This is a genomic window from Streptomyces sp. NPDC056479, assembly GCF_042795335.1.
Taxonomy (GTDB): domain Bacteria; phylum Actinomycetota; class Actinomycetes; order Streptomycetales; family Streptomycetaceae; genus Streptomyces.
The window spans coordinates 174,885-196,086 of sequence record NZ_JBHTRZ010000004.1 but is presented as its reverse complement, the minus strand read 5'-3'; the positions used below and the strand labels follow the sequence as shown (position 1 = coordinate 196,086).

21 protein-coding genes and 1 riboswitch are annotated in these 21,202 nt (G+C 68.9%); of the genes, 5 read left to right on the top strand and 16 right to left on the bottom strand.

Translation table 11 applies throughout. From position 1 onward, the window contains the following. Window positions 1–23: 23 nt before the first annotated feature. Together ACFQ6S_RS17425 and ACFQ6S_RS17420 are read right to left on the bottom strand one after the other, a co-directional pair. A complete protein-coding gene (locus tag ACFQ6S_RS17425; RefSeq protein ID WP_383409779.1) occupies window positions 24–2,228 on the bottom strand; it encodes a P-loop NTPase fold protein in 2,205 nt (734 codons plus the stop codon). Between the two features lie 106 nt (window positions 2,229–2,334). Next, window positions 2,335–3,570, bottom strand: a complete 1,236-nt coding sequence (locus ACFQ6S_RS17420) for a cytochrome P450 (RefSeq protein WP_383409775.1) — start codon at window positions 3,568–3,570, stop codon at window positions 2,335–2,337. Between the two features lie 249 nt (window positions 3,571–3,819). On the opposite strand from ACFQ6S_RS17420, the gene ACFQ6S_RS17415 reads away from it, so the two are divergent. Further along, window positions 3,820–4,989 carry a steroid 3-ketoacyl-CoA thiolase gene (locus tag ACFQ6S_RS17415; protein ID WP_383409771.1) on the top strand — a complete coding sequence of 390 codons (1,170 nt, stop codon included), beginning with the start codon at window positions 3,820–3,822 and terminating at the stop codon, window positions 4,987–4,989. Here the strand turns inward: ACFQ6S_RS17415 and ACFQ6S_RS17410 are convergent. Beyond that, window positions 4,973–5,254, bottom strand: a complete 282-nt coding sequence (locus ACFQ6S_RS17410) for a DUF397 domain-containing protein (protein ID WP_383409767.1) — start codon at window positions 5,252–5,254, stop codon at window positions 4,973–4,975. The two genes, ACFQ6S_RS17415 and ACFQ6S_RS17410, sit on opposite strands and share 17 nt — an antisense overlap. Further along, the gene (locus ACFQ6S_RS17405) at window positions 5,214–6,062 is read right to left on the bottom strand and encodes a helix-turn-helix transcriptional regulator (RefSeq protein ID WP_383409764.1); all 849 of its coding nucleotides are present in this window, start codon (window positions 6,060–6,062) and stop codon (window positions 5,214–5,216) included. Before ACFQ6S_RS17405 ends, ACFQ6S_RS17410 begins: the two co-directional genes overlap by 41 nt. Before the next feature lie 92 nt (window positions 6,063–6,154). Between ACFQ6S_RS17405 and ACFQ6S_RS17400 the strand changes: the two genes are divergently transcribed. Both ACFQ6S_RS17400 and ACFQ6S_RS17395 read left to right on the top strand, forming a co-directional pair. Then, window positions 6,155–6,637, top strand: a complete 483-nt coding sequence (locus ACFQ6S_RS17400) for an ATP-binding protein (protein WP_383409762.1) — start codon at window positions 6,155–6,157, stop codon at window positions 6,635–6,637. Between the two features lie 86 nt (window positions 6,638–6,723). Then, window positions 6,724–7,374, top strand: coding sequence for a 2OG-Fe(II) oxygenase (locus ACFQ6S_RS17395; RefSeq protein ID WP_383409759.1), 651 nt, complete (start codon window positions 6,724–6,726; stop codon window positions 7,372–7,374). On the opposite strand, the gene ACFQ6S_RS17390 is transcribed toward ACFQ6S_RS17395, so the two are convergent. The 11 genes from ACFQ6S_RS17390 to ACFQ6S_RS17340 form a co-directional block, all read right to left on the bottom strand. Further along, entirely contained in the window at window positions 7,350–8,162 is an 813-nt protein-coding gene (locus ACFQ6S_RS17390; RefSeq protein WP_383409757.1) for a hypothetical protein, read from the bottom strand. The two genes, ACFQ6S_RS17395 and ACFQ6S_RS17390, sit on opposite strands and share 25 nt — an antisense overlap. Beyond that, a complete protein-coding gene (locus ACFQ6S_RS17385; RefSeq protein ID WP_383409754.1) occupies window positions 8,149–8,643 on the bottom strand; it encodes a hypothetical protein in 495 nt (164 codons plus the stop codon). The genes ACFQ6S_RS17390 and ACFQ6S_RS17385 overlap by 14 nt, the downstream gene beginning before the upstream one ends. After that, window positions 8,644–9,885, bottom strand: a complete 1,242-nt coding sequence (locus ACFQ6S_RS17380; RefSeq protein WP_383409751.1) for a PAS domain-containing sensor histidine kinase — start codon at window positions 9,883–9,885, stop codon at window positions 8,644–8,646. Window positions 9,886–9,911: 26 nt separating this feature from the next. Further along, on the bottom strand, window positions 9,912–10,712 hold the full coding sequence (locus ACFQ6S_RS17375; RefSeq protein WP_383409748.1) for an SDR family NAD(P)-dependent oxidoreductase: 801 nt from the start codon (window positions 10,710–10,712) through the stop codon (window positions 9,912–9,914). Between the two features lie 245 nt (window positions 10,713–10,957). Next, window positions 10,958–12,124, bottom strand: a complete 1,167-nt coding sequence (locus ACFQ6S_RS17370; protein WP_383409745.1) for a serine hydrolase domain-containing protein — start codon at window positions 12,122–12,124, stop codon at window positions 10,958–10,960. Between the two features lie 146 nt (window positions 12,125–12,270). Continuing rightward, entirely contained in the window at window positions 12,271–12,687 is a 417-nt protein-coding gene (locus ACFQ6S_RS17365; RefSeq protein ID WP_383409742.1) for a transglycosylase SLT domain-containing protein, read from the bottom strand. Between the two features lie 337 nt (window positions 12,688–13,024). Next, window positions 13,025–13,852: an ECF transporter S component gene (locus ACFQ6S_RS17360; protein ID WP_383409739.1), complete on the bottom strand. Its 828-nt coding sequence runs from the start codon at window positions 13,850–13,852 to the stop codon at window positions 13,025–13,027. Continuing rightward, the gene (locus ACFQ6S_RS17355; RefSeq protein ID WP_383409736.1) at window positions 13,849–15,600 is read right to left on the bottom strand and encodes an ABC transporter ATP-binding protein; all 1,752 of its coding nucleotides are present in this window, start codon (window positions 15,598–15,600) and stop codon (window positions 13,849–13,851) included. The genes ACFQ6S_RS17360 and ACFQ6S_RS17355 overlap by 4 nt, the downstream gene beginning before the upstream one ends. Continuing rightward, a complete protein-coding gene (locus ACFQ6S_RS17350) occupies window positions 15,597–16,757 on the bottom strand; it encodes an energy-coupling factor transporter transmembrane component T (protein WP_383409733.1) in 1,161 nt (386 codons plus the stop codon). The genes ACFQ6S_RS17355 and ACFQ6S_RS17350 overlap by 4 nt, the downstream gene beginning before the upstream one ends. After that, a complete protein-coding gene (locus tag ACFQ6S_RS17345; RefSeq protein ID WP_383409730.1) occupies window positions 16,757–17,431 on the bottom strand; it encodes an SCO2322 family protein in 675 nt (224 codons plus the stop codon). Before ACFQ6S_RS17345 ends, ACFQ6S_RS17350 begins: the two co-directional genes overlap by 1 nt. Continuing rightward, the gene (locus tag ACFQ6S_RS17340) at window positions 17,428–18,666 is read right to left on the bottom strand and encodes a prenyltransferase/squalene oxidase repeat-containing protein (protein ID WP_383409727.1); all 1,239 of its coding nucleotides are present in this window, start codon (window positions 18,664–18,666) and stop codon (window positions 17,428–17,430) included. The genes ACFQ6S_RS17345 and ACFQ6S_RS17340 overlap by 4 nt, the downstream gene beginning before the upstream one ends. A 117-nt stretch (window positions 18,667–18,783) precedes the next feature. Further along, a riboswitch (cobalamin riboswitch) is annotated at window positions 18,784–18,918 on the bottom strand. A gap of 50 nt (window positions 18,919–18,968) precedes the next feature. On the opposite strand from ACFQ6S_RS17340, the gene ACFQ6S_RS17335 reads away from it, so the two are divergent. Continuing rightward, window positions 18,969–19,643 (top strand): phosphotransferase, encoded by a 675-nt coding sequence (locus ACFQ6S_RS17335; protein WP_383409724.1) that lies wholly within the window; start codon window positions 18,969–18,971, stop codon window positions 19,641–19,643. Here ACFQ6S_RS17335 and ACFQ6S_RS17330 read toward each other — a convergent pair. Next, window positions 19,640–20,128, bottom strand: coding sequence for a nuclear transport factor 2 family protein (locus ACFQ6S_RS17330; RefSeq protein WP_383409720.1), 489 nt, complete (start codon window positions 20,126–20,128; stop codon window positions 19,640–19,642). The two genes, ACFQ6S_RS17335 and ACFQ6S_RS17330, sit on opposite strands and share 4 nt — an antisense overlap. A gap of 132 nt (window positions 20,129–20,260) precedes the next feature. On the opposite strand from ACFQ6S_RS17330, the gene ACFQ6S_RS17325 reads away from it, so the two are divergent. Next, window positions 20,261–21,184, top strand: coding sequence for an alpha/beta hydrolase (locus tag ACFQ6S_RS17325; RefSeq protein ID WP_383409717.1), 924 nt, complete (start codon window positions 20,261–20,263; stop codon window positions 21,182–21,184). Window positions 21,185–21,202 lie beyond the last annotated feature (18 nt).

The following is a 21,202-nucleotide window of genomic DNA, read 5'->3' as shown; positions in this document are numbered from 1 at the left end:
TGGGTCTCTTCCGCTTCTCCGTCTCAGGCCGGGGGCATGGGCGGCAGGGCGGGCAGCGACCAGGCCGTTCTGACGCGTTGGAGGGTGGCGCGGGCGAGGGTGTCGGCGGTGCCTATTTCGCGGTGGGCGCGGGCGAGGGCCGCGAAGGAGCGGGGGTGGCGGGGATCGGAGGCCTCGCGGATCCGCTCCTCGGCGAGAGCGTTCGTGAAGATCCGCTGCACCGTGTCCAGATGGAAGGCGCGGTTGGCGAGCGTCGCGCCCAGGCGGGCACGTTCTCCGGTTGCTCCGGCCTGCCGGTGGATCAGGTCTCCCAGTCCGTCGAGCCGGTTGTCCTCGCCGAGCGCGTCCCGGCGGAAGAGCTGCGCGAGTTCGGCCCGCTCCTCGGAGCCGCCCGCGGTGTTGGCGATACGGTCGACCTCCCGATTCACCAGTTTCTCGGTCACGTCGGCCAGCAGGCGGGTCTGTTCCGTCGACACGTACGAGTACGCCGCGCGGGCCGTCCGCAGCAGATCACGCGGCATGCCGCCCGACAGGCTGTAGAACAGGGCGGCGAAGGGAACCGGCAGCCCCACCACCCGACGCCCCAGCAGCCGCTCGGCGGTCTCCTGGTCCAGGGGCTCGACCCGGACCACCTCGTCTATCGCGCTGTCGAAGGCATCCCGCCGGCCCACCGGCGCCAACTCCGCTTCCCGCAGCGCCTCGTCGGAGACCGACAGCACGAACAGACACTTCGGTACGTCGAAGACCGCCTTGAGTTCGTTGAGGAACGTGCGAGCGGTGGCGGCCGGTTCGATCCGGTCGAGCTCGTCGATGCCTATCACCAGGAGCCGTTTGTCCTTGTCCAGTTCCAGCGCGGTCCGGCTGAGGAACCTCTTCAAGGTGTCCACGATCTCGGGATACGTCTGCGGCTGCTCGGCGAGCGAGGTCGCCTTCCTCGTCGACAGGTTCCAGCTCCGCCAGCCGGCGCTGAGGGCCGCCTCGTCCGACTGGGTCTGCAGATAGCGGATCGAGCGCTTGTGCCGCTCCGCCTCCTGCGCCGTGCGCAGACGTGCGTCGATCACGAGGTCGCACAGCTTGTAGAACAGATGGAGCATGAACTCCCGACGGTCGAAGACGACCGGTACCGGCTCGACGAGGCTCAACGGCCGGGAGGGGTCTTTCGGGTCGGTCTTGCAGAAGTTCCGCAACAGCTGGCTCTTGCCCACACCGCGTGGACCCGACAGAGCGATGCTTCCGCCCTCCATCCCCTTGCTGAGCACGGCCAGTTGCTCATCGGCCCGCGTCGGCACATGCTCGTGACCGGCGCGGAGCTGTCTCAGGCCCGGGGCGTCGGTGATGGTGAGTGCCGTGGAGAAGTCGCGCTCGGTGCGTTCGTCGCTGATGCGTTCCCGCATGAAATTCACCAAGGCCTGCTCCACGGCCTCCCGCAATTCGGCCTCGACCTGCTCCTGCGCTCGCTTCCGTTCGCGTGTGTCGAGTACGGCGATCAAGTAGGCGAGGGAGAGTGACTGCCTGGACGCGGCCGATGCGAGTCTTCGCAGTGACAGCGGCGGAAGAGCGGCCAGCGCCAGGGCCCCCAGCGTGAACCACTGGCCCCAGCCGAGTGCGCCGATCTCCTCCAGCGGCCGGTCGTGCCGGAGTTGCCAGACGACGTCCGTCGGGTAGATACCGATCAAGATCGAGCAGAGCAGTGTCACGAGGCCGTACGGGATCCCGGCACTGACGAGCAGCTGACGCCCCTTGGCCGCCGGCACCCCGGCCCGCGCATCGGCCGACAGAAGGTAGTAGACACACCAGACCACGAACGCCACCGCGGCGGCGAACAGGGTGAGGATCAGCATGCCTGCGAGCCCACCGCCCGCGACGGACTTGATCGAAACAGAGCGGTCATGCGACAGAGCGTCCTTGAGCGCGTCGCTCCAGGCAGAGCTCCCGGCCATCGTGAGCGCCATCAGCAGCACCACCGCGCCTGCCGCCACCAACCGCCTGCGCAGCCGCACCTCCAGGCGAGTGCGGGAAACAGCCTGGTCGTACAGGTCCGCCGCACCCTGGACGCGACTCAGAATGCCGGCACGCTCCGCTTCCGCGGCGGATCGCAGGTAGTCCTCATGCACACCGCTGTCCTGGACTTCGCGCTCTCGCAGCGCGTCCCGCAGCAGTTCCTCGAACAGCTCTTCTTCCCTGGGCATCGACACGATCAGGTACTTCCGCACCAGGACTCGAACCACACCACTTGCGCCCCTTTTACGTGTGGGGGACATGTGGCGGTACATCGCGGGGGAGGCAGGAACGGGGCGTAGGGATAGGGGGTGCTCCTGCCTCCCTCGGGATGGGTCAGCCGGTGCTGACCTGGAGTTCCTTCACACCGTTGATCCATGCGGAGCGAAGGCGGCGAGGGTCGTCGACCATCCGTAGGTCGGGCATCGCGTCGGCCACTGCGTTGAAGATCAGGTCGATCTCCAGCACCGCCAGGGACTTGCCCAGGCAGTAGTGGGGGCCACCTCCGCCGAAGCCGAGGTGGGGGTTGGGGTCACGGGTGATGTCGAAGGAGTCCGGGTTCTCGAAGACCTCGGGGTCGTGGTTCGCCGAGGCATAAAAGATTCCTACCCGGTCTCCCTTCTTTATGCGCTTTCCGCCCAACTCCGTGTCCTGAGTGGCCGTGCGCTGGAAGGAGACCACCGGGGTCGCCCAGCGGACGATCTCCTCCGCGGCCGTCTCGGGGCGTTCCCTCTTGTACAGCTCCCACTGTTCGGGATGGGTGAGGAAGGCGTGCATGCCGTGGGTGATGGCGTTGCGGGTCGTCTCGTTGCCCGCCACGGCCAGCATCAGCACGAAGAAGCCGAACTCGTCGGAACGGAGGCTGCCTTCGTCCTCGGCCGTCACCAGTGTGGTGACGATGTCCTTCGCCGGGCAGGCCTTCCGGTCCGCGGCCATGTTCATCGCGTACGAGATGAGTTCGGTGGCCGACTCCGCGCCGACCTCCTCGGTGATGGCGTACTCGGGATCGTCGTACGAGATCATCTTGTTGGACCAGTCGAAGATCTTGGCCCGGTCGTCCTGCGGGATGCCGATGAGCTCGGCGATGGCCTGGAGGGGCAGTTCGCAGGCGACCTCGGTGACGAAGTCGAACGGGCCGGGGTGGGCCCGGGCGTTCGCGGCTATCGTCAGCGCGCGGTTGCGCAACCGCTCCTCCAGGGCGCGGATGGCACGCGGGGTGAAGACGCGCTGGACGATCTGGCGGACCCTGGTGTGCTCGGGCGGGTCCATGTTGAGCAGGATCAGGCGCTGCGCGTCGATGGCGTCGCGCTCGATGTGCTCGTTGAAGCGGATGATCGCGGTGTTGAGGGAGGACGAGAACAACTCCGGGTGTGTCGACACGTACTTGACGTCGGCGTGCCGGGTCACCGCCCAGTAGCCCTCGTCCTGGAATCCGGCCACGTTGGCCGCCTGCGGGATCCAGCGGACCGGTTCGGCCCTGCGCAGCTCGGCGAACTCCGGGAGTGGTACGCGGTGGTGCAGCACATCGGGGTCGGTGAAGTCGAACCCGTCGGGAAGCGCTGGACAAGGCATCGGCAACTCCAGCCATCTGACGGACCATCAGAACAGGGTTGCCGCGAAGGTAGTAACGGGTTCTACAAGTGGCAAGAGGCGCGGCGCCCCCAATCCCGTGCGGAATTCGTGCAGATCTCCGCAGATCAAGACTCCGGAGCCTGCAAGACCCTTGCGGTCATCGACGGCACGTCAGCAGACTGCAACTGGAACTAGAACACGTACTAGTTCGAGCAGGGAGAGCCAAGGAGCCGAGAGGACCCCGCACCCATGGCTGCCGAACCCGTGATCGTCGAAGCCGTACGCACCCCCATCGGCAAGCGCGGCGGCGCGCTCGCCAATCTCCACCCCGCCTATCTCCTGGGCGAGACCTACCGCGAACTCCTGGGCCGCACCGCCATCCCCGCCGACTGCGTCGAGCAGATCGTCGGCGGCACGGTCACCCACGCCGGCGAACAGTCCATGAACCCCGCGCGCACCGCCTGGCTGACCATGGGCCTGCCGTACGAGACGGCGGCGACGACGGTCGACTGCCAGTGCGGGTCCTCCCAGCAGGCGTCGCACATGACGGCCAACATGATCGCGGCGGGCGTCATCGACGTCGGGATCAGCTGTGGCGTCGAGGCGATGTCCCGGGTGCCGCTGGGGTCGGGATCCAAGCACGGGCCCGGGAAGCCGTTCCCCGACGAGTGGAACGTCGACCTGCCCAACCAGTTCGAGGCGGCCGAGCGGATCGCCCGCCACCGCGGGCTGACCCGGGAGAACGTCGACTCCCTCGGGCTGGTCTCACAGGAGCGGGCCGCGGCCGCCTGGGCCGAGGAGCGCTTCAAGCGGGAGACGTTCGCCGTCCAGGTCCCGACCACGGAGGACGAGCAGCGCGCCGGGCAGGGCATGTGGCGCCTGGTCGACAAGGACGAGGGCCTGCGCGACACGTCCATGGAGGCGCTGGCGCGGCTCAAGTCCGTCATGCCGACGGCCGTTCACACAGCGGGCAACTCGTCGCAGATCAGCGACGGCGCGGCGGCGATCATGTGGGCGTCGAAACGGATGGCGCGTGCGCTGAAGCTGCGGCCGAGGGCGCGGATAGTGGCGCAGGCGCTGGTGGGTTCCGACCCGCACTTCCACCTCGACGGGCCGATCGACGCGACGAAGGCGGTGCTGGGCAAGGCCGGGATGTCCCTGAAGGACATCGACCTCGTCGAGATCAACGAGGCCTTCGCGTCCGTGGTGTTGAGCTGGGCGCAGGTCTTCGAGCAGGACCTGGAGAAGGTCAACGTCAACGGCGGTGCGATCGCACTCGGGCACCCGGTGGGGGCCACCGGGGCCCGGCTGATCACGACCGCGCTTCATGAACTGGAGCGGGCGGACAAGGAGTTCGCGCTGGTGACGATGTGTGCGGGGGGTGGGCTGGCCACCGGCACGATCATTCAGCGGCTTTAGCCGACGTCCAGTTGACGAAGGTGGTGAATGCGGCGGGCCTGAAGGTGAGGATCGGGCCCGTCGCGTTCTTGGAGTCGCGAATGGCGAGGGTGGTGTGGGGGGTTTCGGCGATCTCTACGCACTGGCCGCCCCGGTCGCCGCTGTACGGCGACTTGCGCCAGGCCAGGGCCCCGAGCGGCGCGCATTCAATGCACTCGCCGCCCTGGTCGCTGCTGTAGCTGGACTTACGCCATTGGATCCCCGCCGGTATCGCGTTGCTCGCCATAGCGTTCCTCCACTACCCGCCGGATCAGCTCGGCCGAGTCCTTGAGGGAGAGCGCGGCGGCTTGAAGATGATCGTAACGGAGCGAGCAGTCCTTGACGGTGTCCGGGTTGGCGGTCGGATGCCCGCTGCCGTAGCCCTCGGTGTAGACAATGTCCGGGTCGCTCGCGAAGCGGAAGAGCGTGAACGAGCCTGTCAGTCCAGCATGCGCACCAGCCGAGAACGGCAGCACCTGGATGTTGATCCGAGGGTTGCCCTCGAAGGACAACAGGTGAGCCAATTGGCCCCGCATGACTCCCGGGCCACCGATCTCCTGGCACAACGCGGCCTCACTGATGATCACCCAGAAGACCGGCGGTTCACTCTTCTCGAAGATGCGCTGACGGGCCAGCCGGACGGCGGTGCGATCGTCAAGGTCTGTCTCATCCAACGCGCCTAGCGTGGCGCGGGCGTACTCGGGCGTCTGAATGAGGCCGTGCACCATGCCCGTCTGGAAGGTGCAAATCTCAGTGGCCCGCGACTCCAACTCCGCCACCTGCTGAAACCAGGCCGGAAGTTGACTACGCATCACCAACTCATGCAGCCGGGACAGCAACCCGCCCGTCCCCAGCGCGATGTCCGCCCGCTCGCTGAACGGCAGCGTAGGCAGTTTGCGGGCCGTCTCGATCTGGCCGACCAGCGAGCCCGTGCAGAAGACGATGTCGCCGAGCTTCTTCTGGGTCAGGCCGGCCGTCTCGCGGTACCGGCGCAGTTCGAAGCCGTAGTAGTCGAGTGGCGAGGCGCCCGGGTCGAGGGTGTTGATGTGGGTCACGCAGAGCTCCCTCTCACGCGACTAGGTCCACTTCGGCACCTGTTGTATCCGTTCCATAGCCCAAAGTAGTCGTGCCAGGTCACGCTCGTATCGTGAACGGATACATTCCCCCCACCCCTCTGGCGCCCTGCCGCCCCCAGTACCGCCTGCGCCTCACCGCCGGTGAGCACTCGGCCCGGCACATCCGCGCCATCGCCCGCTCGCTGCTGGACGAGTGGGGAATGCGGGAACTGACCGACGCCGTGGAGCTGGGCGTGAGCGAACTGGTCGCCAACGTCGTACGGCATGTCCCGGACCGGCGTTGTGAGGTGCTGATCTCGCGGCGGACGGGTGGGGTGCGGGTGGAGGTGGCGGACGGCTGCGGCCGAATGCCCGCGCTACCGGCGCAGTCGAGGCTGGACGACGAGAGCGGCCGGGGGCTGGTGCTGGTGGACGCGGTGGCCGACAAGTGGGGGGTGGACGGCAGGGGCGGAGAGGGGAAAACGGTGTGGTTCGAGTGCCGCAGTGACGAGTGCTGTGCAAACAATTCCGTCCCGTCACGGACGACAGTGGAAAATACTCGACAACCGGGTTGAGAACGGGAACTCCATGACTGCTGCGCGGCTACCCTGGAACCTGCGGCCGTAGGGGACGATACGGCGGTCATGAAGGGTGGGGGGAGATGTTCGGGTGGACAACCTTCGATGTGACCTCGCAGCTTCCCGGCAACTGGGACACCGACATTGCGGAAGCCGTCCGTAAGCATCAGACGGACAAGCTCCTCACGCCTCCCCATTCCACTTCTCGGGAACAGAGCGGGACTCCGGCGCTGTGTACGAGCGTGGTCCGGGGCTCGGTGGTGTGGGAGGAGCTGCCCTGGGTCGTCGCGCTCTACCACAGCCGATTCAAGGAGCTGGGGGAGCGCTTCGCCGGGCGCACCGTGCTCCCGGCGACGGATCGCCGCTACGCCGTGGTCCTCAACGTTCAGGATCCCGGTGGTGACAGGAGCGAATGCCATGTCGACACCAATCCGATCGCCTGTCTGCTCTATGCGACCGGTCATCGGCCCGATGCCGGCGGTGAACTGGCCATTGCGAATGACATCCGGTCGCGGAGTGTGGCCGAGGTGGACCGCGACTGCTCGGTGATCTATCCGCAGAAGGGCCATCTCGTGTTCTTCGACGGCAGGTCGAATCCGCATTATGTGCGAGCCGTGACGGGCGGCGCCACGCGGATCGTCGTGGCCATGAACTACTACACCGAGGAATGCCCGGAATCCGCACGTCCGGTGGATCTCGACGAATATCTCTACGGCAGCCCCGGGGTCGGCTGACCGGTTTCGTCCGGGTGATTCAGCCGCCCGGACAGCTCTCGGATGGAGGGGACATGCTCGGCGTCCGGTGCCGCCGAGCACTGGATGAGGAGATCGAGGTAGGACCGGATCCGGGCTTTCACCTCCGGCGAGACCATGGTGGGGCGACGGTGCAGGACAGAGGTCAGTTCGCGCAGGTCGAAGACGATCTCGGCGAAGGTGTGCCGGGCCAGGAGCCGTTGCACGAGCCGGAGGGTCATGGCCCGGTTGCGTGACAGAGCGGCGCCATCCTCGTCGAGCGTCTCGATCTCGTCGGTCACGGCGAGGAACAGGGCGATACGCAGGTCCTGCAGGGCCAGTTGCCGGCGAGTGTTCTCCAGGTCCTGCTGCTGTTCGCTGTTCTGCGCGCTCAGCCCATCGATCAGTCTGTTCACATCGCGGATGTTCTGCTCGACCTCGTCACGCTTGCGATCCACCACGGTGGCGACATAGAGGGAGTAGCCGGAGATGAAGGTGGCCACGACGCTGAATACCGCCATGGCGAGGTCGGACCCGCCCGCCTTCGATCCGGTGAACCGAATGATCAAGGTGTAGAGGGCGGGCGCGACAAGCGTGAGACCGAAGACCGCGCAGACGGTGAGCAGAAGGCGTGGGGCGAGGCGTCCACGAGTGGACTTCCACAGCACGGCCGTGATGAGCAGCGACGCCAGCCAGAGGAATGTGTACCAGGCTTGGCTCTCCCCGAGCCAGACGAAATCGTAGGCGGGTTCGACCGCACGGGCGATGGCCGATGCGTCAGGGACCGGCACGCAGCATCTCCTCCAGTACGGCGACGAGTTGCTGCGGACTTGTCTCGTACTTGTCGAACGCCGGCTGGCCCTGCCAGGTGCGGGCCTCGTCCATGGCGACGAACGAGTCGGCCACCGCCGACAGATAGATGAAAGGTATTCGGCGTGAGCCGTTCTGCGCACTGAGGTACATGCCCAGCACCTGGCCCGCGTTCAGATCCTGCACACCCAGCCGGTAACCGGCGTGATTCCCGCGGAAGATGGCGGCGTAGCTGTCCAGCGCCTCCGGCACCGGCTCGGGAAGGCTCATGTGCAGGTCGAGCACCGCCGCGTCGATCTGATCACGCGACTCGAACAGGACACATGCCTGGCGCAGTGTGTTGCAGTGCCGCAGGTGTGCCCCCGCCCGTCTGATGGCGGCGAAGAAGTACCGGTTGATGTCGTATCTGTCGTCAATGAAGGCGACCGTCTTGCCGGCCAGCGGCGTGTGCGGTGTCGACATCTACCCGTCCCCATGCGAGTCGCATGGCCACATGATGCTGACCAGAACGTGGTCGACCTCATTGGAGATCGAGATTCTTCCGCCGACCTCCTTGGTCCACTGATGTGCGATGGACAGACCGAGGTGCATGCCTTCCGAGGGGTTCTGCGCGTCCTTGTAGAACGGCTCGAAGCCATGGTCGAGCTGGGTCTGAGGAATCTGGCCCGGGTTGCGCACCGCGATCTCCGTGAAGCTCTTTCCGCGGGTCAGGGAAACGGTGATGCGCATGTCGTCGGCCGTGCCGGAACTGTCGTAGTGCTTGACGCTGTTGCTCAGGACATTGCGCAGGGTGTTGGTGAAAGCCTCACGGGTGCCGAGCAGCCGGGTGCGTCTCAGGCCGGTGGCATCACCGGGCAGCAGTGCTATGTCCGTGTCGAGTTGCGTGGCGGAGTAGGTGAACTCGGTGATGACTCCGCGCACGGTGTCGAGGAGGTCGAAGCCGCCGCGTCGGGCGAAGTCCTGCGTCCTGCCCGTACGAAGGTCCGGCTGGAAGCCTGCCTGGAACGACAGGAAGTTGTCCGACAGCAGTCGCAGACTGCCCACCGACCGCTCGATGTCCCGGAATTCGTCGGTCTCGGAGAGAGCCGGATTGTCCGATGCCAGTTGCCACAGCGCCTGGCGCAGAGGAACCAGTTCGCTGCGGATCTCGTGGGCGAACGTCCGGCCCCACAGTGCCAACTGGCGGGAGTTGAGTTCCGTGATGTGGTCCAGGAACGCGTCAAGGGTACGCAGTGGAGCGTGGTCGGGGCCCTCGCGCTTGGCCCGGTAGTAGGCATCGGTGTGCTGCAGGAACCTGCTGGGAGTGAGGTCCACCGCCAGTTCGGCCTGAAACAGCTCGCCCTGGAACTCCACTCGGAAGGCATTGGTCAGCAACGCCACGGGATTGCCTTGCCGGTCCCGGTCGATCGCGATGCAATTCACCGCCGGAACGATGAGAGGGACGCCGGCGATGATGCGATCCGCGTCCTCCCGGGCCTGGTCCTTCTGCGGTTCGTCCACGAACAGGTCGAGAAAGCTGGTGCCGATGGCTTCCTCTTTGCTGTAGCCGTAGATACGGCTCGCTGCCGCGTTCCAGAGGACGATCTCGTAGTCGCCGTCGCGCCCACGGGACATCCAGAAACTGACCGGAACCTGGTCGAGCAGGGCATGGATCAGCTCCGCGCCCTCGTCGGACAGACCTTGAGCACTGACGTTCTCCGCCACGCCACCCCCTGTGCCCCCGTTGGTGCCTACGGCTTTCGCGTCAGCTCATACTCGAATTTCGACACGGTGTCGGCGCCGGTGTATCCACCGTCCACCGTGAGTACCGTGCCGTTCACAAAGCTTGCCTTTTCGGAAAGAAGGAAGGCGACCGCAGCGGCCACCTCGTCCGGTTTGCCGGGACGTCCCAGAGGGGTGACTTCACGCGATTTTTCGTTGACCCGTTCATCCAGGGCGCCATCGATCCACCCAGCGGCCACGGCGTTGGCCCTGATGTCCCGGGGCATCGTATTGGCCCAGGATTTGGTGAGATTGTGAATGGCCGCCTTCGACGCGGCGTAGGCGGAGGCGCCGTACGAACCGATGAAGGCCTCGGTGCTCGTCACCGTCACGATCGCGCCGTGATCCGCGAGCCGCAGACCCAGCTCCCGGACAAGGAAGTTGGGTGCCGTCAGGTTGACGGCCACGCTCCGGTCCCATTCCTCGTGGTTGAACTTGTCGGGATCCTCGCGAGTGAAGTAATACTCCGTGTTGACGAGTGCGTGGATATCCCACTCCTCGTTGAATGCGTCATCGCGGAGCTGTGCCACGAATTCGCCCAGAGCGCTCCGGTCCCCCAGGTCGACCTGGACCAGTTCGCACTCCAACTCCAGTTCGTACTCTGCCTCCAGTTTTGGCAGATCCTCGCGAAGCTGTTCGGCGCGAGCGCAGTCGCCCTTCCCGTACGTGCCGATCACCCGGTAGCCGTCTCTGAGCAGGCGACGGGTGACTGCCTCGCCGATTCCCGGGGCCGCCGCGCCGGTGACCACTACCGTGAGTCGACTGTTCATCACATCTCCGCTGGGAGGCCGGACTTCGGGCTGGCGTGCCTGACGGCGGAGCTCACCGATGCGCCCCCGTCCGGTCACTCATCTCAGGTTAGCGCGAATTCCCGGACTCTCGACACTCAAGTGCTCAAGGGTGTAAGTCAATTGATCATTGACTCGATTCCGAAGATCCCGGTGCCGACGCGGGAAACGGAATAAAATCCTCCAACCATCTCCTGATCGTTCCGGCGATTTTATGATCTCGGGAGTCAAGAGGTGAGCGCGGCAGCGACCCGGGCGGCCATCTCCTCGTCCGTGTCCAGCGGCGTCGGCGTGTAGTTGAGGACGAAGCCGCGCCGGCCGTCCCGGGTGGCGAAGACGCGGGTGCGGTAGCCCCACACCTCGCCGGTCTTTCCCCAGAAGGTGACGCCGTTCACCGTGACCTTCTGCAGGCCCATGCTGTAGCGCGCCGGGCTGCCGTCCAGCATGCGCACACTGTCGGGCGGCAGCGTGAAGAGCTTGGCCATGGCGTGCGGTGGCAGCAACCGGCCGGAGAACAGGGCCCGTTGAAAGCGGAAGAGGTCGTCGACCGTCGACACGAGCTCGCCCTCGCCCCAGGTGTTGGACATGTCGAAGACGGTGGCGTCCTCAAGGGTGCCGCCGGTCATGCGCAGATAGCCGTGAATGTGCGGGCCGTGCAGATGGGGGTCGTCGCCCGGGAGCAGGGTGCCCCTCAGTGCCAGTGGTTCCACGATGCGGGACCTGATCACCTCGCCGTACGGCCGCCCCGTCAGCCTCTCGATGAGGAGGGCCAGAAGGACGTAGGTGATGCCCCGGTACTCCTGCTTCGTGCCGGGCCGGAACTTCAGCGGGCGGTCGGCGGGGATCGTGCGGACCCACTCCTCGGGGGTCCACCGGTCGAAGCGATGGCGCAGGACGCCCTCGGGGGTGGAGTCGTCGGGCAGGCCCTCGTGGTCGGGCAGACCGCTGGTGTGGTTGAGCAGCTGCCCGACGGTGATCTGCTCGAAGTGCGGCGCGAGCAGATCCGGGAGGCGGCGCCCGATGGGGGCGTCGAGCTCCACGCGCCGCTCCGCCCACAGCTGCAGCACGACCGTGGCCACGAAGGCCTTGGTGACACTTCCCGCCCGGAATCCGTCGGCGGGACGGGGGCGGCGCCCGGTGGTGACGTCGGACACGCCCGCGGTGCCGTACCAGTGCTCGGACCCTTGCGTGGCGCGCAACTGCGCGGAGACGGACGGGGGATGCGCGAGGTCGGAGATCGCGGCCTGTAACGCCTCGGTGTCCAGCGCCTGGCCGGCGTGGCCGGCGCGCTCGGCCGCGCTCGCGCGGGCCGTCGTGCCGGAGGCCGCGAGAAGGGCCGCGGCGGCCACGGAACCGCGGACCAGGGAGCGTCGGGAGATCCTCTGCGGAGTCATGGAGATCATCCTGCCGACGCCGCCCGCGGTGCCCATCCGGGATGTCCCTCAGAAGGTCCCGGACCTCGCCCCTACGAGTACGGCGAAGGCGACGACCCCGGGGATCGGGGGTCGCCGCCTTCGGTTCAGTGGGCGTGCCGCTCGGCTCAGTACCAGCCGTTCGACTGCCAGAAGCCCCAGGCGCCGCACGGGCTGCCGTAGCGGTCCTTCATGTAGTCCAGGCCCCACTCGATCTGGGTGGCGGGGTTGGTCTTCCAGTCGGAACCGGCGGAGGCCATCTTGTTGCCCGGCAGGGCCTGGACCAGGCCGTAGGCGCCGGACGAGGCGTTGGTGGCGTTGACGTTCCAGTCGCTCTCGTGGTCGACGATCTTCGAGAAGCACTGGTACTGGCCCGAGTCCGAGATCATCTTCTTCGCGACCGCCTGCGCCGAGGAGGACCCGCTCTCCGCGGCCTGCGAGGGCGCGGCGGCGAACAGGGTGCCGGCCGTGGCGGCGGCCAGGGCGGCACCGGCGAGGGCCTTCTTCGGGGCGGAGATGCGAGTGAAGAGGGAAACGGCGGACACGTGGAGCCTTTCGTCGGGGTCATGGGCGTCGCGGACATGCCGGAACCACGCGATGCGAGGCGGGGGGCGTGCGTCGGCGCCGCGGCCCTGTGGGCACGTCGGCGCCGTGCGACGTCGTCCAGAGAAGCAGCCCGGGAGGGTGTCCGCAATGAGCCCTTTTGCTAGTTGTGGTCGTATGCGGAGGGAGGGCTGATCGTGTGACGTGGATCTCTATGTGCAGGTCAGTGCGGGTGCGGACGCGTGCATGACATCCGTTTTGTCCGACTATGGAGAATCGTAGGTGATGTGGGTCATGTGGGGTGGTTCACCGAGCGCGTGACGGTCTGCGTGCGGGGCCTCACCGTGTGGGTGCGTCGAATGTGACCGGGCTCTCGAATGCCGCCCGGCGGGTGGCCCGGCGCAGTGCCCTGAGGATCGCCGGACCGAGGGTGAGGGTCAGTACGACGGTCACCAGCGCCCGGCCGAGGTCCCAGCCGAGGGAAGTGGCCAGGCAGTACGCGACGAAGCGGGCCAGGTTGGCGAGCGGTCCGACGTCGGGGTCGGGCGCGATGTTCGAGCCGTCCTGGATCAGATACGGCCAGCCCTGCATGTTCATCACCGTGCCGTAGGCGAAGGCGGCCAGGAATCCGTAGCCGGCCAGCAGGACCAGCTCCGCACGGCCGCGCAGCCGGTCCGGGCCCGGCAGCAGCCCCGCACCCATCGTGAACCAGCCCATCGACAGCATCTGGAACGGCATCCACGGCCCCACACCGCCGGTGAGCAGCGCGGACGCGAACATCGTCACGGAGCCGAGGACGAAGCCGAAGCCGGGGCCGAGCACCCGTCCGCTCAGCAACATCAGGAAGAACATCGGCTCGAGACCGGCCGTCCCCGCCCCGAGGGGCCGCAGCGCGGCACCGGTCGCCGCGAGCACCCCCAGCATCGCCACCGCCTTCGGGCCGAGCCCTGATTCGGAGATCGTCGCCGCGACGATGGCGACCAGCAGGACGAGGAGGCCGGTGAACAGCCAGGGCGCGTCCTGGGCGTGCGCACTGACCTGGGAGGTGGGGAGGGCGAGGAAGGGCCAGCCGAGGGCGGCGACACCGACCGCGCTGACCAGGAGGAGCGCGGTGATGGAGCGCGGTCCGAGACGGATGGGGCGCGCCTGCCCCTGGGCGCCGGTCATGACAGCGCCTGCCGGACCTGGGTGACCGTGAGCCACTGCTGCGGCGCCAGGATCTTGGTGACCTGCGGGGCGAAGGACGGCGAGGAGACCACGACGTCCGCCGTCGGGCCGTCGGCGATCACCTCGCCCTCCGCGAGAAGGATCACCCGGTGGGCCAGTTCGGCGGCCAGCTCCACGTCGTGCGTGGCCAGGACGATGGCGTGGCCCCGGTCGGCGAGGTCGCGCAGCAGGGTGACGAGGTGGGCCTTCGCCGCGTAGTCGAGGCCGCGGGTCGGTTCGTCGAGGAGCAGCAGAGGCGGGCGGGCCGTCAGGACGACGGCCAGGGCGAGCGTCAGACGCTGGCCCTCGGAGAGGTCACGGGGATGGATCTCGTCCGGGATGCCCGCCAGGAGCGCGGACAGCAGGGTGCGGCAGGTACCGGGTTCGGCGCCCGCGTCGGTGTCGGCGGCCGTGCACTCGGCGCCGACCGTGTCGGCGTAGAGCAGATCACGGGGTTCCTGCGGGACCAGACCGACGCGCCGGACGAGGTCGCGGGGTGGTGTGCGGTGGGGTTCGGCTCCGCCGGCCTCGACATGGCCGGCGGACGGTGCCACGAGACCGACCAGGGTGTTGAGCAGCGTCGACTTGCCGGCGCCGTTGCGGCCCATGAGGGCGATGGTCTCGCCGGGGGTGACGGTGAGGCCGATGTGGTGGAGGGCGCGGATTCGGTCGCGGGTGACGGTGAGGGCCCGTACTTCGGCGGCGTAGGGGGATCGAAGGGCGGGCTGGGCGGGGGTGCGCGTGCGTCGGAACCATCGGCGGTGGGTGGTGCCCGCCGGCTCGGGGGCTTCGGAGGACCTGCGGCCGCTGGTGGTGGATGGCCGGTCGTGCCCATGCGGCGTCAGCCGCAAGTCGATTGCGGCCCCGCGCCCCTCAACGGCGTCGCTGTCCCGCTCGCCGAGTCGTGCCCGCAGGTCCGCTGCCCGTCGTCGGGCGTCTCGCACCGTCAGGGGCAGCGGCGACCAGCCCGCCAGACGACCCAGCGCAACGACCGGGGGATACACCGGGGACACGGCCATGATCTCCGCCGGGGTGCCGACGATCGGGGCCGCCCCGGGGGCGGGGAGCAGGGCGATCCGGTCGGCGTACTGGACCACACGCTCCAGACGGTGTTCGGCCATCAGGACCGTCGTGCCGAGGTCGTGGACCAGGCGTTGCAGGACCGCGAGGACCTCCTCCGCGGCGGCCGGGTCCAGGGCCGAGGTCGGCTCGTCCAGGACCAGGACCCTGGGGTGCGGGGTGAGCACCGAGCCGATGGCGACGCGCTGCTGCTGGCCGCCGGAGAGCGTGGCGATGGGGCGGTCGCGGAGGTCGGCGAGGCCGAGCAGGTCGAGGGTCTCCTCGACGCGGCGGCGCATCACGTCCGGGGCGAGGCCCAGCGACTCCATGCCGTAGGCGAGTTCGTCCTCGACCGTGTCCGTGACGAAGTGCGAGAGCGGGTCCTGCCCGACCATGCCCACCACGTCCGCGAGTTCGCGCGGCTTGTGCGTACGGGTGTCACGGCCGGCCACCGTGACACGGCCGCGCAGGGTACCGCCGGTGAAGTGCGGGACGAGCCCGCTCACCGCGCCGAGCACGGTGGACTTGCCGACCCCCGAAGGACCGACGAGCAGGACCAGCTCGCCCTCCGGGACCTCGAAGTCCACTCCCTGCACGGTGGGTTCGACGGCACCGTCGTACGTCACGGAGACGTTCTCGAAGCGGATCACGACGTCTCCTTGGGGGCGGGGCGCAGCGCGGGCTTCCGTGGCGCGGCGGTCCGGGGTGCGGGGCTGACGAAGGCCGGGAGCAGGCCGAGGAGTACGGCCGCCGCGGGCCACAGGGGAAGGGTGGGCGCGACCAGCGGGACCACGCCGGGGTGCAGCGCCGCAGGGTCACGGTCGGCGGCGAGGATCAGCAGGGCGGCGACCGCCGCGCCGGAACCGGCGACCAGCCAGGCACGAGCGTCCCAGCGGGCCGGGCGGTAACGGGTGCGCAGCGAGCGGCGACCACCGAGGCGCAGGCCCGCCAGCGCGGCGGCGAGCCCGATGAGGAGGACCGGGAGACCGTACGTCCCGCCTTCGGCGGTCAGCAGGCCGTACGTTCCCGCACAGACGCCCAGCAGGCCGCCGAGGGTGAGCGTGGCGGTCGTACGGCGGACGCGGGGCGGGACGTCGGCCGTACGGCCGTATCCGCGCGAGTCCATCGCGGCGGCGAGGGCGACCGAGCGCTCCAACGCGCCCTCCAGGACGGGGAGTCCGACGTGCAGGAGGCCGCGGACACCGGTGTCGGGGCGGCCGCGCAGCCGGCGGGCGGACCGCAGGCGCTGGACGTCGGCGATCAGGTTGGGGGCGTAGGTGAGGGCCACGACCACCGCCACACCCATCTCGTACAGCGCGCCGGGGAGGGACTTGAGCAGACGGGTGGGGCTCGCGAGGGAGTTCGCCGCGCCCACGCAGATGAGGAGGGCGGCCAGCCGCAGACCGTCGTAGAACGCGAAGAGCAGAGTCTCGACGGTGACCCTGCCGCCCAGCCGGATGCCCTGCGCCCAGTCCGGGAGGGGGATTTCGGGGAGCGTGACGATCACGTGCGTGCCGGGAATGGGGGAGCCGAGGGCCACGGCGAAGACGAGCCGGATGAGGATGACGACCAGGGCGAGCTTGACGAAGGCGGTGTAGGAGCGGGCCCAGGGGGTGTCCGGGCGGCAGGTCGCCACGACGTAGGCCGAGGTGGCGATGAGAAGGGTGAGGAGGAGGGGGTTGGTGGTGCGGGTGGCTGCGGTGCCGAGGGCGAGCGACCAGAGCCACCAGGCGCCGGGGTGCAGCGCCGGGAGGCGTTGGGGCCGGGGGATGGAGGCCGGGTGTGTGGGTGTGGGCCGGGGGGCCATCAGGCTCGCCGCCGTCGTGCCTGCCAGACGGCTGCCGCCCCCAGTACCGCCACCACGGCGATCCCCGTGACCAGGCCGAGGGAGGGACCGTCGGCGGAGTCGCTCTTGTTGTCGGTGGCCGTCTGCCGGCTTTCCTTGTCGGTCGGCGCCGGCCTGTCGGTGTCCGACACCTGCTCCCCGCAGCCCTTCTGCGGGTACCCGGCGATGGCGCACAGCAGGGCGTTCGTGTCGTAGCGCAGGGGCTTGGCGACCGCCGCCAGAGCCTCCGCCGTCGTCGCGTCGGGGGCCACCCGGGCACAGGCGGTACGACGATCCGGCGGCGTCTCGCCCGACGCGGCGTCCGCCGCCGAACCGAAGTCGATGACCAGCGCCACCCGCTTCTCGCCGTCCTGCGCGGGAGTTCGCGCACAGATCACCGCGAACTCGGCCGCGCCCCTCGGCTGGGCCGCGTCCTTCGAGTCCGCGCTCACCGCGAAGCGGAAGCCCTGGACGTCCCCGTCGGACGGGCGGGCGAGGGAGGGGCCCTGGGTGGCGTAGGTCCAGGTGCCGCCGTCGCGCTCCCAGAAGGACCAGTAGCGGTAGCCGGTCGCCTGGGCGGCCTGGGCCGCGCCGGTCACGAGGACCAGCGCGGCCAGGAGTGGAGCGAGTGCGCGAACGAGTGCGCGGCGGATCACGATCGGCGGCCCTTGTTGCGGCCGCTGAGCAGGAAGCCGATGCCGATGCCGACGACGAGGAAGATGCCGACGTACCACCAGACACCGAAGGGACTGTCGCCCTTGTCGTCCTTCTCCTTGTCCTTCTCCTCCTGCTTGTCCGTGGCCGTCGGCGAGTCCTGCGGTGCGGGGCCGGTCGCGTTGAGCTGCTTGACCAGGTCGGAGCCGCCGAAGTCGCGCGGGTCGGTGCCGGTGGCGTGGGCGGCGAGGATCAGCTGGGCGTAGGCGGCCGGGCCGCTCTGCGCCGCCCACTGGGCCGAGTTCTGCTCCAGCCAGCGCAGGGGCTTCTGGGCGGCATCGGCACCGGACTGCGCGGCGAGCGCGACGACCGCGTCGGCCGTGTTGCCGTAGTCGGGCTGGTCCTCGGCTCCAGGCAGGACGGACTTCAGGTGGCCGTCCTTGGCGAGGGTCTTCGTGAGGTAGGCGGCGCCGTTGGCCGCGGCCTGCTGCGGGGCCGGGTAGCCGCCGTCGGTGCAGGCGGCGTCCGACGACGGCTTGCCGGCGCTCACCACGAGGCCCTTGCCGAGCGTGCCGACGACGCCCGCGGCCGTCGCGTCCGCGTTGGCGACCAGGTCACCCTTCTTGTCCGGCTGGAAGGCGAAGGCGCCCGCTTCGTCGGCCTTGCACGGCAGGGCGAGCTTGATCAGCGCGTCGTAGGGCGACTGCCCGTCCTTCACGACCTCCGCCGGCTTCTCGTCCACGGCGGCCAGCGCACCGATCACGACCGACGTCGAGTTCGTGTCACTCGGCCCGCCCGCGGTGTAGCCCCAGCCGCCGTCCTTGTTCTGCACCGACTTCAGCCAGGTCACGGCCTTGCCGGTGGCGGCGTCGTGGCCGCCGAGCGCGCCGAGGGCCTGAACGGCGGCCGCAGTGCTGTTGGTGTCGATGAGGAGCTTGCTGTCGCAGGCGCCGCTCGCGTCGGCGCGGTACGGCGCGAAGGCCCCGTTCGCGCACTGCTGCCCCACCAGCCAGTCCACCGCACCCTTGGCCGGCTTCACCCCCACCGTGTCCTGCGCGAGCAGCGCGAGGGACTGGCGCCAGACGCCGTCATAGGTGGGATCCCCGTCGCCGTACAGCTCGGCGGGAAGCGCCTTCGACGGCGACGCGGACGGGGACGAGTCGGCGGCTACGGCCGGCGTGGCCGCGCCGATCACGACGGCGGCGGCCAGGACCGCGGCGCTACGACGGACGTACATGATCGGCGGGTGCCCTTCCCTAGGGGGAACCGGGCAGCGCAGGGGAGAGCCCCGGCGGCTCGGCTCCGTATACCTCGACGGTGCCGTGCTCCGGCCGGCTGCCGGGGCACGTGAGCCGGTCACAGTGACGTACGCGGCGATCCGGCTCACCGGCCTTCGACGACGACCGGTTCACGGTTGCGGGTCAGCGCCGGAATTGCACCGGCTTTCCCACGTACGGGTGTGATGACGACGGCGACACTCTACCCGGGGGTAGGGAGGGGTTGAGAGGGGGCTGTGGGCGGCGGAGACACCGTCCCCTCATGACGGAGGGGACCGGGGCGGCGGGGCGGCTGCTGGGCGCGGGGCGCACGGCCGACGTGTACGAGATCGACGAGGCGTGGGTACTGCGCCGCGACCGGGAGGGGTACCGGGACGCGCTCGCCGAGGGTGCGGTGATGGCGTACGTACGCGAGCACGGCTACCCGGCGCCCCGGGTCCGGCTCGCCGACTCCTCGCGGACCGACCTGGTGATGCGGCGGCTGTCGGGGCCGACGATGCTGGGGGCGCTGGGCGCCGGGACCATGGGCGCGGACGAGGCGGGCCGCATCCTGGCCCGCCTGCTGCGCCAGCTTCACGACATCCCCGCACGTGTGTCGCAGCGCCGCGTCCTGCACCTTGACCTCCACCCCGACAACGTCGTCCTCACGCCCGACGGCCCCTGTGTCATCGACTGGAGCGACACGCAGGAGGGCGACCCCGGCCTCGACTGGGGCACCTCGGCGGTGATCCTCGCCCAGGTCGCCGTCGACGAGGGGCCCCTCGCCGCGCCCGCCCACGCCATCCTCAAGGCCCTCCTCACCGACCCGTCCCACCTCACGGAGAACGGCCTCACGGAGGCGCTGCGCCGACGGGCCGCCAACCCGACGATGACGCCGGGGGAGATCGAACTCCTGGGCAAGTCCGAGGAGTTGATCCGCCCCTTCATGCGTGGCTAGCCGCCGGCCCGCGGGGTGGGTCCGCCGAAGGGAAGGTGGAGGGTCCGTGAGGTGAGCCGCCAGCTGCCGTCGTCCGCGATCCGGCGGAACGCGTCCTCGTAGTGACCGACCTGGACGGGCGGCCCGGCCGGGACTATGCCGTCCTCGTAACCGTCGACGCGGTACGTCGTGAAGTACGAGGTCGCCGTCGCCGTGTCCGGGGTGGTGACCGTGACGAGGACGTTGGACATCATGCGGCGGGAGAGCCGGTCGGCGGGCCGGGAGCCGAAGTACTCCCGCAGCGCCACCCAACCCTCGACCGCCCGCTTCCCCTCCGGCCAGGTCCAGATGCCGTCCTCGGTGAACAACTCCGCGACGGAGGCTGGTTCGCCGAGATCGAGGCGATGGACGAAGTCGACAATGACTCGCTCGCAGGCCCGTTCGGCCATGAGTCGGTCCAAGGGGGCGATGGTGTGCGGGGAGTTCATGGGGTCTGCGGTGCTCATGGTGATCTTTATACGGCCACGCGCGCCGGGCGCCGCTTGAACGGTCACGTCGCGAGGCGCCATCCTCTACCGTTTGTCTCAGCGAGTGGCTCCAAAGGGCGCGTAGGCGCCGGCCGACGGGAGGCGCGCCTGGTGTTCTCAATCGTCAAGAGTGGTGACGGCCGGAGACTGCTCGCCTTCGAGACGTCGGGGGACCCCAAAGGACATCCGGTGTTCTTGCTGCATGGCACTCCGGGTAGCAGGGTCGGGCCGCGTCCACGGGCCATCGATCTGTACCGGCTGGGGATTCGTCTCATCTCCTACGACCGACCGGGATACGGGGAATCCGAGCGATTCGAGGGACGCAAGGTCGAGCACGCCGCCGCAGACGTGGAGGCCATCGCCGATCACCTGAAGATGGCGCGTTTCTCCGTGATCGGCCGTTCCGGAGGCGCACCGCACGCATTGGCCTGCGCGGCGCTGCTCCCGGACCGGGTGGCGAGCGCAGCCGCCCTGGTGAGCATCGCCCCGCCCGATGCCGACGGGCTTGATTGGTTCGACGGCATGGCACACTCCAACGTCGACGCCTACCGGGCCGCTTCCGAGGCCATCCACCACGATTCCGCGGGGTTCCTGCAGCGACTCAAGACCAGACTGGCCGGTAACGCGGATGCCATTAGAGACAACCCTGAGTCGCTTCTGAGCTGGCTGGCTCCGGCGCTGCCCGCGGCCGACCGGGCAGTGGTGGCACATGGCGGGATCCGAGGTCTGCTCCTCGCCAACTACCAGAACAGCGTTGTGCGTTCCTCCTTCGGATGGCTCGACGACGTGCTGTCGTTCAGGCGGGACTGGGGCTTTGAGCCAGGCAGAATCGTGAATGTTCCTCTGCTGCTATGGCATGGCGAGCACGACACTTTCTCGCCCGTCGGCCACTTCCGGTGGCTGGCCGACCGCATACCTTCGGCCACACCCGTACTGAAGCCCGGGGCGGCGCACTTCGCCGCGTTGCCCGCCGTACCGGTGACACTCGCCTGGCTTCGTGACCGTGCCCGCGAACGTTACGAGGCCGTGGTGTAGGGGGTCTCAACAGACTCG